Annotated in this window: 13 protein-coding genes and 2 pseudogenes; 6 read left to right on the forward strand and 9 right to left on the reverse strand. The window is 69.7% G+C overall.

Annotated elements, in window-relative coordinates; all coding sequences use genetic code 11:
- Nucleotides 1-226, reverse strand: a pseudogene (locus VBO01S_RS27670) (hypothetical protein); the annotation flags it as partial.
- 83 nt (nucleotides 227-309) lie between these two features.
- On the opposite strand from VBO01S_RS27670, the gene VBO01S_RS27675 reads away from it, so the two are divergent.
- Entirely contained in the window at nucleotides 310-1005 is a 696-nt protein-coding gene (locus tag VBO01S_RS27675; protein WP_062481397.1) for an ArsR/SmtB family transcription factor, read from the forward strand.
- A 207-nt stretch (nucleotides 1006-1212) separates the two neighbouring features.
- A complete protein-coding gene (locus VBO01S_RS27680; RefSeq protein WP_143599183.1) occupies nucleotides 1213-2148 on the forward strand; it encodes a hypothetical protein in 936 nt (311 codons plus the stop codon).
- A 48-nt stretch (nucleotides 2149-2196) separates the two neighbouring features.
- On the opposite strand, the gene VBO01S_RS27685 is transcribed toward VBO01S_RS27680, so the two are convergent.
- The 7 genes from VBO01S_RS27685 to VBO01S_RS27715 all read right to left on the reverse strand — a co-directional run bounded on the left by VBO01S_RS27685 (nucleotide 2197) and on the right by VBO01S_RS27715 (nucleotide 9160).
- Complete coding sequence (locus tag VBO01S_RS27685) at nucleotides 2197-3219, reverse strand: Bug family tripartite tricarboxylate transporter substrate binding protein (RefSeq protein ID WP_169805095.1); 1023 nt, start codon at nucleotides 3217-3219, stop codon at nucleotides 2197-2199.
- A 114-nt stretch (nucleotides 3220-3333) separates the two neighbouring features.
- Nucleotides 3334-4851: an AMP nucleosidase gene (locus tag VBO01S_RS27690; protein WP_062481401.1), complete on the reverse strand. Its 1518-nt coding sequence runs from the start codon at nucleotides 4849-4851 to the stop codon at nucleotides 3334-3336.
- 45 nt (nucleotides 4852-4896) lie between these two features.
- Complete coding sequence (locus tag VBO01S_RS27695; RefSeq protein WP_062481403.1) at nucleotides 4897-5445, reverse strand: TIGR00725 family protein; 549 nt, start codon at nucleotides 5443-5445, stop codon at nucleotides 4897-4899.
- Nucleotides 5396-6217 carry an ABC transporter permease gene (locus VBO01S_RS27700; protein WP_062481405.1) on the reverse strand — a complete coding sequence of 274 codons (822 nt, stop codon included), beginning with the start codon at nucleotides 6215-6217 and terminating at the stop codon, nucleotides 5396-5398. The genes VBO01S_RS27695 and VBO01S_RS27700 overlap by 50 nt, the downstream gene beginning before the upstream one ends.
- Nucleotides 6218-6226: 9 nt before the next feature.
- Nucleotides 6227-7303: an extracellular solute-binding protein gene (locus VBO01S_RS27705; RefSeq protein WP_062481407.1), complete on the reverse strand. Its 1077-nt coding sequence runs from the start codon at nucleotides 7301-7303 to the stop codon at nucleotides 6227-6229.
- A gap of 22 nt (nucleotides 7304-7325) precedes the next feature.
- Nucleotides 7326-8354 (reverse strand): ABC transporter ATP-binding protein, encoded by a 1029-nt coding sequence (locus tag VBO01S_RS27710; RefSeq protein WP_062481408.1) that lies wholly within the window; start codon nucleotides 8352-8354, stop codon nucleotides 7326-7328.
- A 5-nt stretch (nucleotides 8355-8359) separates the two neighbouring features.
- On the reverse strand, nucleotides 8360-9160 hold the full coding sequence (locus VBO01S_RS27715) for an ABC transporter permease (protein WP_062481410.1): 801 nt from the start codon (nucleotides 9158-9160) through the stop codon (nucleotides 8360-8362).
- Between the two features lie 153 nt (nucleotides 9161-9313).
- Between VBO01S_RS27715 and VBO01S_RS27720 the strand changes: the two genes are divergently transcribed.
- Both VBO01S_RS27720 and VBO01S_RS27725 read left to right on the forward strand, forming a co-directional pair.
- A complete protein-coding gene (locus tag VBO01S_RS27720) occupies nucleotides 9314-10228 on the forward strand; it encodes a LysR substrate-binding domain-containing protein (protein ID WP_062481411.1) in 915 nt (304 codons plus the stop codon).
- Between the two features lie 52 nt (nucleotides 10229-10280).
- Nucleotides 10281-11189 (forward strand): ketopantoate reductase family protein, encoded by a 909-nt coding sequence (locus VBO01S_RS27725; RefSeq protein WP_062481414.1) that lies wholly within the window; start codon nucleotides 10281-10283, stop codon nucleotides 11187-11189.
- On the opposite strand, the gene gorA is transcribed toward VBO01S_RS27725, so the two are convergent.
- On the reverse strand, nucleotides 11186-12544 hold the full coding sequence (gorA, locus tag VBO01S_RS27730; protein WP_062481415.1) for a glutathione-disulfide reductase: 1359 nt from the start codon (nucleotides 12542-12544) through the stop codon (nucleotides 11186-11188). The two genes, VBO01S_RS27725 and gorA, sit on opposite strands and share 4 nt — an antisense overlap.
- Nucleotides 12545-12766: 222 nt before the next feature.
- Between gorA and VBO01S_RS27735 the strand changes: the two genes are divergently transcribed.
- Nucleotides 12767-13048, forward strand: coding sequence for a double zinc ribbon domain-containing protein (locus tag VBO01S_RS27735; RefSeq protein ID WP_306301677.1), 282 nt, complete (start codon nucleotides 12767-12769; stop codon nucleotides 13046-13048).
- Nucleotides 13049-13122: 74 nt separating this feature from the next.
- Nucleotides 13123-14139, forward strand: a pseudogene (locus tag VBO01S_RS27740) (PEP/pyruvate-binding domain-containing protein); the annotation flags it as partial.

A 14139-nucleotide genomic window follows, 5' to 3' on the forward strand; every position in this document is an offset into this window, starting at 1 on the left:
CCACGATCGCGCGCGGCACGGGCTCGGCGGCGGGGCGCACGCGCAGCGCGCCGTGGGCCTGCAGCACCTGCATCACGACATCGGCGCGGCTCGCGACCCACACGCGCAGGCCCTCGTGCCACGCGAGCGGCGGGCCGTCGCGCAGCGTGGCGTAGTAGGGGTACGGGTCGGCATGCGTGGCGGCGGCGACCGGGTCGGCGGGATGAGTGAGCGTGGCGGTAGTCATGGCGCGCAGTGTGCGTTCGCAGGCGCCGGCACACTTCGGTCGCGAACGAAGTGTGGGATGCGCCGCCGCCTTAGGATGCCCGCATGGACGACACCACCGCTTCCGACTTCCAGCTCGCCCGCCTCGCCGGCGCCATCGCCGAGCCGGCGCGCGCCCGCATGCTGAACTGCCTGATGGACGGCCACGCCCGCACCGCCACCGAGCTCGCCACCGTGGCCGAGGTGGCCGCTTCGACCGCGAGCGCGCACCTCGCGCGCCTGAAGGAAGAGCGGCTGGTCGAGGTGCTCGTGCAAGGCAAGCACCGCTACTTCCGCCTGGCCAGCGACGACGTGGCCGCCGCGCTCGAAAGCCTCATGGTCGTGGCCGGCGCGCCGCGCCCCTCGGCGGCCGCCTTCCAACCCAACACGCCAAGCCGCCTGCGCAGCGCCCGCACCTGCTACGACCACATGGCCGGCACCGCGGGTGTCGCGCTGCACGACCGGCTGCATGCGCAGGGCTGGCTCAGCGGCCTTGCGAGCGGCTCGTACGAACTCACGCCCGACGGCGCCATCGCGCTGGAGAGCCTGGGCGTCGAGGTCGACGCCGTGCGCCGCTCGCGCCGCCGCTTCGCCTGCGCCTGCCTCGACTGGAGCGAACGCCGCCCGCACCTGGGCGGCGCGCTCGGCGCCGCGTGGCTGCAGCTGTCGCTGCGGCGCGGTTGGGTGCGGCAAGAGCTCGACGGACGCGCGCTCACGCTGACGCCGAAGGCGCAGCGGGAGATGCCGGAGTTGTTCAACTGACTGCCGGAGACACACGAAGAAGCTCGGTGTCCTGACCGGGAAAACTCCAAACCGGATGGGCCGCAGCCCACTTATGATCCTGCACCAAATCGGGAGGATGGAACTGTGGCAACCAAGTGGTGGGCAGCCGTGTGCTGCGTGGTTCTAGGCGCATGTGGCGGTGGAGGCGGCGGCGGAGGTAGTGGGGGTGGACTCGTCGGACTCGCCATGCCGCCAGGGGCGGCAGTGCCGGCATCCGGTGCGGGCGGCGATCCGGGCGCAAACCCCGGAACGGAAGCGGCGCCTCCCGCCGGGCCTGTCACGCAACCCGGCACGGACCCTGCGCCCATCACCGGTCCTCAGCCCGGCCCGGTCACCACCTACACCTACAAGCTGGGCAAGGTCGAGGACAAGATCAGTCCCTTCGATCCGCGCTTCCGGGGGCTGGTGCTGGACCAGCTGAACAGCCCGGCGTTCGCTGGCTACTACTACACCGGCTCGTTCTATCCCGACACAGGCAATGGCATCTTTACCAGGGCTTCGTCGACCGATGCCTACCTCTGGTCGATGGACACGGTGGTGGCCCCCAACGGCCACTCCGCGGCCAGCTTCGTCTCGATGGCGTTGTTCATGGTCATCGGTGAGGGCACGCTGCGATCCCTCTACGGAAAGCCCACGGCGGAAACGGCGACCTATGGGTACATGAAGGTCGCCATCGACGCCGACGTCAGCGGCTCGCTGAGCCGCCTGAACGCGGCGGGTGCGCAAGGCTATTGCCGGTTGGCGAGCGGTGTGTTCGAGACGCGCATGATGCGGCAGGAGGGTGCCAGCGATGTCTGCACCTACGAATCGCCGGCCCCCCGTGTGTCTTCGTTGCAGGAGCGGCTGGACCAGCTCAACGCGATGGGGCTCAAGGGCTTCATCCCCTTCTTCCTCAACGGCGGTACCCCTTACTACGTCAAGGTGAACAACGCGTCGACGAGTTACTACTACTACGTGGTCGATGATGCGACGGGCGGCAGCGACGAAACCAAGTTCCTGGCCCTGCTCAATGCGGAAGGTGCCAAGGGTGCGACATCCTATGAGTACATCGCCAATGGCGGCATCTCACCGAAGCGGATATTCCGCATTGCCACGAACTGCAGCCGCTGGTGGCTGTGCTGACCAGGCGAAGGCATCGCGAAGGAAAGGTCCCTCACACGGGCCCGAGGCTCAGGCTTTCAGCTTGAGCAGATAGATCAGCGGGCCGGCCATCGCCGTGTCGAGTTCGAGAAAGCTCTCGAAGTCCTTGCCCGCCATCCAGTACGGGTCCCAGTTGTTGCGCTTGATGGTCTTCTGCCAGAGGTCGTGTGTGGTGGCGCGCTGCACCGCCTCGAGCAGCTGGCCGCGGCGGTAGGGCGGCACCTTCTTGCCGGTCATCACGCCGCGCCAGTTGGCCAGGTCGGCGTCCACGCCCTGCTGGCGCACCGAGGCGATCCCCTGGAACGGGTGCTTGGACGACACGCCGATGGCGCGCAGCTTGCCGTTGGCGATGTTCTCGGCGAACTCGCTGTAGCCCGAGATGCCGACCGCCGCCTTGCCCGTCTCGAGCGCCTCGACCACCTGCGCGCCGCCCGGGTGCGGCTGGTAGTTCAGCGACGCCGAGGCGCCGGCCACGCGCGCCAGCATGCCGGCGAACATGTGGTCCACGCCGCCGGCCGAGCCGCCCGCGATGACCGTGTTGGCGGCATCGGCGCGCAGCTGGGCGATGAGGTCCTTGGGGGTCTTGATGGGCGAGTCGGCCTTGACGGCGACCACCTCGTAGTCGCTGGTCAGGCGCGCCACGGGCGACACATGCGCCAGCGTGACGGCGGGCTTTTGCAGCGCCACCGCGCCGACCATCACCATGCCGCTGACCAGCAGCGCCTCGGGGTCGGCGTCGTACTTCTCGACGTACTTGGCCAGCCCGATGGTGCCGCCCTTGCCGCCGATGTTCTCGTAGGTGACGGTGCCCACGGCGCCCGAGGCCAGCAGGGCGGCGCCGAGGGCGCGGCCGGTCTGGTCCCAGCCGCCGCCTTCGTTGGCGGGAATGACGATGCGCAGCTTGCTGCTCAGCGGCGCGTCGGCCGCGCGGGCGTTGCCGGCCCACAGCGCGGCCTGGCCCGCACCGGCGGCAGCGGCCGAGGCTGCCAGCCAGGTGCCGAAGCGGCGGCGGGACAGGGGAAGGGCGGCGGCAGGCGGCGAAGACGGGCGCATCGTGTTTCCAGTTGTGTACGTGACAGCCAATGATGTCCGCGAAACAAGGCAAACACGCCCTCGCCCGCACAGGGAGAAACCCTGAGGGGACAAAGGGGCGAAAGGCGTCGGAGCCTACTGGAAAGCCACTTCCGCGAAGCTTCGCAGCTTGCGGCTGTGCAGCCGGGTGGTGCCTTCCTGGCGCAGGATCTCGATGGCGCGCATGCCGATGCGCAGGTGCTGTTCCACGCGTTCGCGGTAGAAGTGGTTGGCCATGCCGGGCAGCTTGATCTCGCCGTGCAGCGGCTTGTCGCTCACGCACAGCAGCGTGCCGTAGGGCACCCGGAAGCGGAAGCCGTTGGCCGCGATGGTCGCGCTTTCCATGTCCAGCGCCACGGCGCGGCTCTGGCTGAAGCGGCGCTGCGGCTGGTTGCCGGGCAGCAGCTCCCAGTTGCGGTTGTCGGTGCTGGCCACGGTGCCGGTGCGCATGATCGTCTTCAGGTCGGGGCCCTCGCACTTCGTGACGTCGGCCACCGCCTGCTCGAGCGCCAGCTGGATCTCCGACAGCGCCGGAATCGGCACCCACAGCGGCAGCTCCTCGTCGAGCACATGGTCCTCGCGCACGTAGGCGTGGGCCAGCACGTAGTCGCCCAGCTGCTGCGTGTTGCGCAGGCCGGCGCAGTGGCCCAGCATCATCCAGGCGTGCGGGCGCAGCACGGCGATGTGGTCGGTGATGGTCTTGGCGTTGGCCGGGCCGACGCCGATGTTGGTCATGGTGATGCCGCTGTAGTCCTCGCGCACCAGGTGGTAGGCCGGCATCTGCGGCAGGCGCGGCGGCGCGGTGCCCTGGCTGCCGTCCAGCAGGTGGGCGAAGGTGTCGCTGTGGCCCGCGGCCAGCCCGCGCCGGCGCGTGATCACGTTGCCGGGCTCGATGAAGGCGATGTACTCGCTGTTCTCATCGGCCATGGCCTCGTGGCCCAGGCGCACGAACTCGTCGATGTAGAACTGGTAGTTGGTGAACAGCACGAAGTTCTGGAACCACTCGGGCGCCGTGCCCGTGTAGTGGCGCAGGCGGTGCAGCGAGTAGTCGACGCGCGCCGCCGTGAACAGCGACAGCGGCTGCGGCTCGCCGGGCAGCGCCTCGAAGGTGCCGTTGGCAATGCCGTCGTCCATGGCGCCCAGGTCGGGCAGGTCGAACACGTCGCGCATGAGGGCGCGGCGCTCGGCGCTCATGGTGCCTTCGATGTGGTCGTTCTCGGCGAAGGAGAAGTGGATCGGAATGGGCTGCGTGCTGGTGCCCACCTCGATCTCGACCTGGTGGTTTTCCAGCAGCAGGCGGAACTGGTCGAGGTAGTAGCGCGAGAACAGGTCGGGCCGCGTCAGCGTGGTCTCGTAGCGGCCGGGGCCGGCCACGAAGCCGTAGCTCAGGCCGGCGTTGGCCGGCGGCGTGTGGCGCGAGACGGTGTGCGTGTGCACCCGCACGAACGGGTAGCAGGCCCGCACCCGGCCCGGCAGCGCCTCGCCGGCGACGAAGCGCAGCATCGATTCGCGCAGGTGGGCGAGGCCGCCCTGGTAGATGGCTTTGACCTGGTCGAGCGCCTCGGCGGCGTCGGTGAAGCGGGCGGGAGCGACGAAGGTGGGCATGTAGGGCATGCCGTCATTGTGCAATGCGCCCGTGTCGATGGGGAGGCCAGACGGTCAGTCCAAAAGGCAGGCCAGCACCTTGGCCAGCATGTCGTCCACGTCCGTGGCCTGCACCGCGCCGGGCAGGGCGACGTCGCCGTGCATCACGAACACCGGCTTGCCCCATTTCAGCCCCATCGCCATCTCCGACAGCGTGCCCATGTTGCCGCCGATGGCGACCAGGCACACGCCGCTGCGCGCGATGATGCCGTTGCGCATCTCGCCCATGCCGGTGGGAATGGCCACGCTGAGCCATTCGTTGGCGTGGCGGTCGTCGTCCTCGGGCAGGATGCCCACGGCGATGCCGCCGGCTTCCACCGCGCCGCGCGAGGCCGCGGCCATCACGCCGCCGCGCCCGCCGCAGACCACCGCCATGCCCGCGCCGGCCAGCGCATGCGCCACCGCGTAGGCGGCCTCGCATTCGGCCGGGCCGCCGTCGCCCGGGCCGAGCATCGCCACCGGCTGGCGGTGGCGCTGCGGCCCCCACTGCCGTTGCGCCAGGCGCGTCAGCGCCTCAGTGACCGGCGCCGACAGCACCGCGCTCGCGCCTTCGTGTAAAGACATCGCCCACTCCCATTACGACCACACACACCACCATCAGCACCAGCGACAGGGCCGCCGCCACCGCGAAATCGGACCCGCCGTCGCCCACCTGCGCGAGCAGCATCAGCGGCAGGATGTTCAGCTGCGTGCCCACCAGCGCCAGCGCCGTGCCATAGGTGCCCATGGCAATCGCGGCCACCATGCAGGCGTTCGACAGCACCGAGGGCAGCACCTCGGGCAGCACCGTGTCCCGGAAGGCGCGCGCCTTCGACGCGCCCAGCGTGCGCGCCGCCTGCGCCGGGCGCAGGTCGAGGTTGGCGAACACGGGGTACAGCGACAGCGCCACGCGCGGGATCAGGTAGTAGGCATACGCCAGCCCCAGGCCCGACACGCTGTAGATCCAGCTGCCGATCACGGCCGGGTCGGCGCCCAGGCCCGCGAGCAGCTGCGTCACGAAGCCCGCGCGCCCGAACGCCAGGATGAAGCCGTAGGCGATCACCAGCCCCGAGAACGCCAGCGGCAGGCCCAGCAGCGTCATCATCCATTGGCGCCGGCCCTCGGGCTGGCGCGCCAGTTCGATGGCGATGCAGGTGCCCACCAGCGCCGAGATCGCACCCGCCGCCAGGCCCAGGCCCAGCGTGTTGCGCAGCGCGCCCAGGAACAGCGGGTTGCCGAACAGCCGCCCGAAGGCACTGCCGCCCTCGCCGAAGGCCTCGGGCAGCAGCGCCGCCAGCGGCACCGCGAAGAACAGCGCCATGAAGGCCCACGCGGGCCAGGCGCCAAAGCGTCGCATCACGGCCTCTTACTTGCCCAGCGCGGCCTGCGCCCAGAGCTTGTCGACCTCGGCCTTGCGCTCCGAGGCCTTCACCACGTCCAGCGGCTTGATCTGCGGCGCGGCCGGCATCTTGGCCGCGACATCGGCCGAGAGCGGCGTGCCCGGCACGGCAGGGCGCACGAAGCCCTGCGCGAACAGCGATTGGCCGGCCTCGCTCATGATGAAGTTGAGCCACAGCTTGCCGGCGTTCGGGTTCGGGCCGTTCTTCACGAGGCTGATGGCGTACGGCGCGGCCACGCTGGCTTCCTTCGGGATCACGACCTCGACCGCATCGCCCATGCCGTCGACGTGCTTGGCCTTCAGGCCGTCGTTCTCGTAGCTGATCCACACCGGGATCTCGCCCTTGAGGAACTTGGCATACGGCGTGGTGCCTTCCACGCGCAGCACGTTGCCGGCCGCATGCAGCTTGCCCAGGTAGTCGGTGCCAGGCTGCACGTTGTCGACGCTGCCGCCGTTGGCGTACGCCGCGGCGAAGGTCAGCACCTGGCCGATGCCGGTGGAGCGCGGGTCGAGGTAGACCACCGTGCTCTTGAACTCGGGCTTGAGCAGGTCGGCCCAGCCGGTGGGCACGTTCTTCACCAGCTTCTTGTTGACGAGGAAGGCGATGTTGAGCGTGTGGATGGTGAACCAGCGGCCCTCGGCCTCGCGGAACACGGCGGGCAGCTTGTCGAAGTTGACGGGCTTGAAGGGCGCGACCACGTCCTTCTTCGCGGCATCGACGGCGGAGGCGGCGAAGTAGTAGGCGGTGTCGGCCTGCGGGCGGCGCTTGGTTTTTTCGAGCGCGACCACGGTGGCGGCCGAGCCGATGTCGTTGTAGGTCAGCTCGATCTCGGGGTAGCGCTTCTTGAAGTCGCGGAACAGCGATTTCCAGTTGGCCCACTCGGGGCCGGTGTCGAAGGAGACGCACAGGCCTTCCTTCTGCGCTTCGGCGTACAGCGCCTTCTCGCCCGCGTAGAGCTCGGGGCCGTCGAAGGCGAAAGCGGTGCGCGCGAGCGACAGCACGGGCAGTGCGCCGGCGGCCTGGATCAGATGTCTGCGTTGCATGGGGGCTCCTTGAGAGGAAAGGTCAGTGGTCGAGCAGGCGAAGGTGTTCGGGGGCGATGGCGATCGCTTCGGCCGCCGGTGCGGCGGACTCGGCGAGGAAGGGCTTGCCCGCGCCCGCCACGTCGAAGTCGTAGCGCGTGAGCGCGCCCAGGTAGCGCTGCGCGCCGGTGCGGCCGGCCAGGCGGTTCACGCTGTCGGGCGCCGGGTCGGGGCGGATGTGTTCGGGCCGCACCAGCACATGCACCGGCGTGCCGAAGGGCCGGTTGCCGGTCTCGGCGAAGAGCTCGGCAAAGCCCATGTCGAGCCGGCCCGGCGACGCCACCTTGGCGGGCAGGATGGTCGAGAGCCCGACGAACTCGGCCACTGCGCGGCTCGCGGGGTGCTCGTAGATCTCGCGCGGCGTGGCGATCTGCAGCAGGCGGCCGTCTTTCAGCATCGCCACGCGGTCGGCCATCACCAGCGCTTCTTCCTGGTCGTGCGTGACCAGCAGCGTGGTCGCGTTGAAGCGCTGCTGGATCGAGCGGATCTGGTCGCGCAGGTGGCCGCGCACGCTGGCGTCGAGTGCCGACAGCGGTTCGTCGAGCAGCAGCGCACGCGGATCGATGGCGAGCGCGCGGGCCAGGGCCACGCGCTGCTGCTGGCCGCCCGAGAGCTGCGCCACGGCGCGCTGTGCGTGGTCGCCCAGCCCGACGATGTCGAGCAGCTCCTGGGCGCGCTGGCGGCGCGGGGCCGTGTCCACCTTGCGCAGCTTGAGCCCGTAGGCCACGTTGTCCAGCACGCTCAGGTGCGGAAAGAGTGCGTAGCTCTGGAACACCATGCCGATGTGGCGCTGGTGCACCGGCGTGCGCGACATGTCGTCGCCGCCGAGCACGATGCGGCCCGTGTGACCGGTCTCCAGCCCCGCCACCAGCTTGAGCAGCGTCGACTTGCCCGAGCCGCTGGGCCCGATCACCGCCACGAGCTCGCCCGTGCGCACGTCGAGCGACACGTCGTGCAGGCCGTGCGTGCTGCCGGGGTAGTTGTAGCTGACGTTGTCGAGGAGGAGGCTCATGGGAATTACGCGCGCTGCTTCACGAGGGAGGAAGAAAGAAGGGCCGACGCGCTCGCCAGCACGAGAAGGATGACGGTCGCCGCGCAGGCAAAGCCCGTCGCGCCGTAGAAGGCCTGCAGCAGCACCACCGGGTAGGTGCGGTTCTGGAAGCTCGTGAGCAGGTTCGACAGCCCGAATTCGCCCACCGAGATGGCCGCCACCATCACCAGCCCGCTGATCAGGCTCTGGCGCAGGCTGGGCAGCACGATGCCGGTGAACTGCTGCCAGCCCGAGGCGCCGAGCGTGGCGGCCGCCTGCTCGAGCCGCCCGAGGTCCAGGTGGCGCAGGTCGGTGAGCAGCGTGTTGGTGAGGTAGGGCAGCGTGAGGATCGCGTGCGCCGCGATCAGCAGCGGCATCGAGCCCAGCCACGGTGCGAGGTCGGTGTTGAACACGATCATGTAGCCGAAGGCCAGCGTGATGGTCGGCACCGCGACCGGCGTGGCGCTCACGATGCGCGCCGCGATGCTGCTGCCGCGCCGCGCGCCGTGGTACAGCGCATAGGCCAGCGGCAGCGCCAGCACCGTGTTGATCGCGCAGGCCGCCATCGCCACCACGAGGCTGCTCACGAAGGCCTTGCGGAACGAGGTGTCCAGCCACAGGTCGACATACCACTGCCCGGTGACGCCCGTGGGCAGCAGCGTGTTGGTCCAGTTGCCGCCGAAGCTGCCGATCGCCAGCAGGGCGATGGGCAGCAGCAGGTACAGGCCGTAGACGAGCGAGATGCCGCGAATCAAAGGGTGTCTCCGAAGGTCTTGCGCACCCGGCATACTTTCCGGATGCTCTACTTTTTGCCCACGGCGGATTGCCGCGTTCCAGCGAATTCTAGGAAGCAGATGCACACTTATGGGTGAAAGTTGGATGACGACACTTGAGCAATCGGCAAGTGTTTTTCACACGACTTTCATCAACTGGAGCCAAGCATGAAACGCGACTGCCCCACCATCCAGGAACTGCTGGCCTTCGACGCCGTGGCGCGCCAGCAGAGCATCACGCTCGCGGCCGGTGCCCTGTGCATCACCGTGAGCGCCGTCAGCAAGCAGATCGCGGGGCTCGAGGCGTTCCTCGGCCGCGAGCTGTTGCAGAAGAACGGCCGCGGCGTGCAGCTCACGCCACAGGGGCGCGTGTACTGGCAGAAGATATCGGGCGGCCTGCGCGCCATCGAGACCGCGACCTTCGAGGCCCGCTCGGGCGATGCCGGCGCCGGCCTGCTCACGCTGGCCAGCGTGCCCACCTTCCTCACCAAATGGCTCATTCCGCGCCTGCCGGCCTTCAGCCAGAAAAGCCGCCACGTGATGCTGAGCTTCAGCCGCCACCTGGAGCCCAGCGACGGCATCCCGGCCGGCGTCGATGCCGCCATCCGCTACGGCCCCGACGGCTGGCCCGGCGTGGTGTCCGAATACATCGCGGGGCGCGAGTTCGTGCTGATCGTGGCGCGCGCGCTGGTCGAGGGGCGCCACCGCCTCGTGCAGCCCATCGACATCGTCGGCCACACCTTGCTGCACCACGAGGGCGCGCCCACCGCGTGGCGCCAGTGGGCCGCACAGCACGGCGTGCCCGAGGTGCAGACCGTGGCCGGCCCGCGCTTCGCGCAGTACTCGGCGCTGATCCAGGCGGCGCTCAACGGGCTGGGCATCGGCCTCGTGCCGAAACTGCTGGTGCAGGAAGAGCTGGCCGAAGGCGCGCTGCTGAGCCCCTGCGGCACGCCGGTGCGCGTCGACCAGGGCCACTACCTGTGCTACCGGCCCGACCGCCTCGACCTGCCGGCCTTCGCGGCGTTTCGCGAATGGATCATGGACGAAGGGCAGAAGTCGCGCGGCGTGGAGACCGAGGCATGAAGCGGCCGTCTTCGTTACGCTCTGGCCACGGAACAACCAAGGAATCGAATCGATGAAAGTCGCAGTCATGGGTGCCGGCGCGGTCGGCTGTTACTACGGCGCCATGCTGGCGCGCGCGGGCCACGAAGTCGTGCTGATCGGCCGGCCTTCGCATGTGGAGGCGGTGCGCGCAAGCGGCCTGCGGCTGGAGACCAAGGCCTCCGATGAACAGGTGCGCCTCGAGGCCAGCACCGAGGCAGGCGCCGTGCAGGGCGCCGACCTCGTGCTGTTCTGCGTGAAGTCCACCGACACCGAATCGGCCGCCGCGCAGATCCAGCCGCACCTCGCGCCCGGCGCGCTGGTGCTCACGCTGCAGAACGGCGTCGACAACGACGCGCGCGTGCGCGCGGCGCTGCCGTCGCACGACGTGGCCGCCGCCGTGGTCTACGTGGCGACCGAGATGGCGGGGCCGGGCCATGTGAAGCACCACGGCCGCGGCGAGCTGGTGATCGCGCCCTCGCGCCGCAGCGACGAGGTCGCGCGGGCGTTGATCGCGGCGGGCGTGCCCACGCAGATTTCCGACAACGTGCGCGGCGCGCTGTGGGCCAAGCTGGTGCTCAACTGCGCCTACAACGCACTGTCGGCCGTGTCGCAGCTGCCCTACGGCGAGCTCGTGCAGGGCACGGGCGTGGCCGACGTGATCCGCGACGTGGTCGCCGAATGCCTCGCGGTGGCGAAGGCCGAGGGCGTGGTGATTCCGGGCGATGTCGACGCGGCGGTGCGCGGCATCGCGCAATCGATGCCCTCGCAGTATTCGTCGACCGCGCAGGACCTCGCACGCGGCAAGCGCAGCGAGATCGACCACCTCAACGGGCTGGTCGTGCGGCGCGGCGAGGCGCTGGGCGTGCCGACGCCGGCGAACCGGGTGCTGTTCGTGATGGTGAAGCTGCTGGAAGGCAAGCAGCCCCAGGCCGGCGTCTAGCCGGGCATCGGTTCGCGCATGGTGACGAACTCTTCGGCAGCCGTCGGGTGGATGCCGATCGTGCTGTCGAAAAGCGCCTTCGTCGCGCCCGCGCGCATCGCCACCGCGAAGCCCTGCACGACCTCGCCCGCGTCCGCGCCCACCATGTGCAGGCCCACCACACGGTCGCTCTTCTTGTCGACCACGAGCTTCATGAAGGTGCGCTCGCTGCGGCCCGAGAGGGTGTGGCGCAGCGACTTGAACTCGCTGGAGAACACGGTGACCTCGCCGAACTTCGCGCGCGCGTCGATCTCGCTGTAGCCGCAGGTGCCGATGTTGGGATGGGTGAACACGGCGGTGGGAATGAACTCGTAGTCCATGCCGCGCTTGCCCTTGCCGAACAGCGCATCGACCACCACCATCGCCTCGGCCAGCGCCACGGGCGTGAGCTGCACGCGGGTCGACACGTCGCCCACCGCGTAGATCGACGGCACCGAGGTGCGGTAGTGCGCGTCGACCGCGATGGCGCCCTTGTCGTCGAGCTTCACGCCCGCCGCCTCGAGGCCGAGGCCCTGCGTGTTGGGCACGCGGCCGGTGGCGAAGAGCACGGTGTCGGCCTCGATCTGCTGGCCGCGCGCGAGCGTGACCACGAGGCCGTCGGGGCCGCGCGCGATCGACGAGGCCTCGCAGTTCAGGCGCACGTCGACGCCGGCCTTGCCCATCTCGTTGGCCAGAAACTGGCGCACGTCGTCGTCGAAGCCGGTGAGCAGGTGGGCGCGGCGGTGCAGCTGCGTCACCTTGGACCCCAGGCCGTTGAAGATCGACGCGAACTCGCAGGCGATGTAGCCGCCGCCCACCACCAGCAGGCGCTGGGGGAACGGGTCGAGGTCGAACATCGCGTCGGAGGTCACGATGTGTTCGCGGCCCGGAATCTCGGGCACGAAGGGCGTGCCGCCAGTGGCCACCAGCAGGTGGCGCGCGGTGTGGCGCCTGCCTTCGATTTCCACCGTGTGCGCATCGACCAGCTGGGCCCAGCCGGTGACGAGCGTGACGCCCGAGTTCTTCAGCAGCGAACCGTAGATGCCGTTGAGCCGGCTGATCTCCTTGGCGCGCTGGGTCTTGAGGTGCGCCCAGTCGAACTGCGGCGCCGACGGGAGCTTCCAGCCGTAGCCTTCGGCTTCCTCGAACGACTCGGCATAGCCGGCCGCATAGCTGTAGAGCTTCTTCGGGATGCAGCCCACGTTGACGCAGGTGCCGCCGAGCTCGGCGGCCTCGGCCAGCGCGACGCGCGCGCCGGTCTGCGCCGCCATGCGCGCGGCGCGCACGCCGCCGCTGCCGCCGCCAATGACGAAGAGGTCGAAATCGAATGGTTGCATGAGAAAGACGCTCCTTGCGGCCGACTGTAGCGGTGGGGCGATGGCGGCGCTTCGCGCACGGGCATGGCCTTGAAGCACCGCGGCCTGCGAGGGTCTTTGCCGAGGGCGCTTGACCCTGAAGCTGCTTCAGGGAATCCACTGCAGTCAGGCCCGCGGGAATTCATCGCCACCGGCGACGTTGCCACTGGCCTGTTGCACGACGCAAGGGAGAAACACATGGGCATGCTGGAACGACTCTTCGGTGGACATGGCGGCGCGCGCCACGGCGGTGGTGGCGGGCACCACGGTTCGCAAGGCGGCTATGGGTATGGCCGCGACGCACCGCCGCCGCCACCCGGCGGCAGCGCCTGCCCGGCCTGCCGCGCGGTGAACACGGCCGGTGCACGCTTCTGCCAGCAATGCGGCACGTCGATGCTGCCCGCGGCCTGCCGGCAGTGCGGCACGGCGATGGCGCCCGGCGCGAAGTTCTGCGCGCAATGCGGCCAGTCGACGCAGGCGACGTAGCGCGGCTGACGCGAGAAAAAAGGGGCGGGCCGCCAGCGAGAATTCGCGGTTGTCGGCAATGAAGGGGGAGCCCCATGAAGAACGATTCCAACAGGCAGAAGAAGGACGGCGCGGCGCTGGCGTGGCTGCCGGTCCTGGCGCTGTGCGCGACGGCCGTCGCGCCGGCCGGCGCGCAGCTCGCGCGCAAGCCGTCGTACTACCAACAGCAGAACCAGTCACAGCCCGAAGGCCCGACCGCGCAACTCGTGCCGCGCCCGGCCGTTCCCGCCTCGTTGCCGGCACTGCGCAGCCAGGGCGATTTCGACACGCTGGCGCGCGTCTACGACGCCGGCACGCCGATGCAACTGGCCCATGTGCTGTTCGCGATCGACCGGCAGGCCAGGCCGGCGCGCATGCACTACATCGACACGCCGCGCTTCCAGCTGCATGTGCGCTTCTTGCGCGACACGCGGCTCACGCCGAACACGATCAAGCGCGAGATCGACCGCAACTACCTCGTGCCCGACCGCCGCTTCCTGTTCGGCACGCTGAGCTGGCAGCAGAACATCGGCACCTTCACCTACGAGTTCTGGGAAGGCGACCGGCTCACGGTGCCATTGCTGCGCGAGGCCGAGGCACAGGTGAAGGCCAGCTTCTTCGCGCCGGTGAAGTTCAAGACCAACTCCACGCTGCACGAGCGCATCGCGAAGGAGGCCGGCATCGACTTCGTGAGCCAGGAGGCGCTGATCCGCGAGCAGCCCTTCCTGCCGATGAACCTCGGCACCGCCACCGGCCGCGTGCGCATCGTGAACGACGCCTCGGGCCTGAACGCGCTGCTGCCCGACGACATCGCCGTGCTGCGCGAGGTGCCGATCAACCTGCCGCCGGTGGCCGGCGTGCTCACCGAGCGGCCGTCCACGGCGCTGTCGCACGTCAACCTGCTGGCCAAGGGCTGGGGCATTCCGAACGCCTACGTACGCGATGCCGCCACGGTGTTGAAGGCGCACGCGGGCCAGTGGGTGGCGTTGAAGGTGGCGGCCTCGGGCTACCAGCTGCGCCGCCTCACGCCGGAAGAAATCGCCGCGCTGCCGCCGCGCGCCGCGCGTGCCGCC

This window comes from Variovorax boronicumulans NBRC 103145, from assembly GCF_001591345.1.
Taxonomy (GTDB): Bacteria; Pseudomonadota; Gammaproteobacteria; order Burkholderiales; family Burkholderiaceae_C; genus Variovorax; species Variovorax boronicumulans.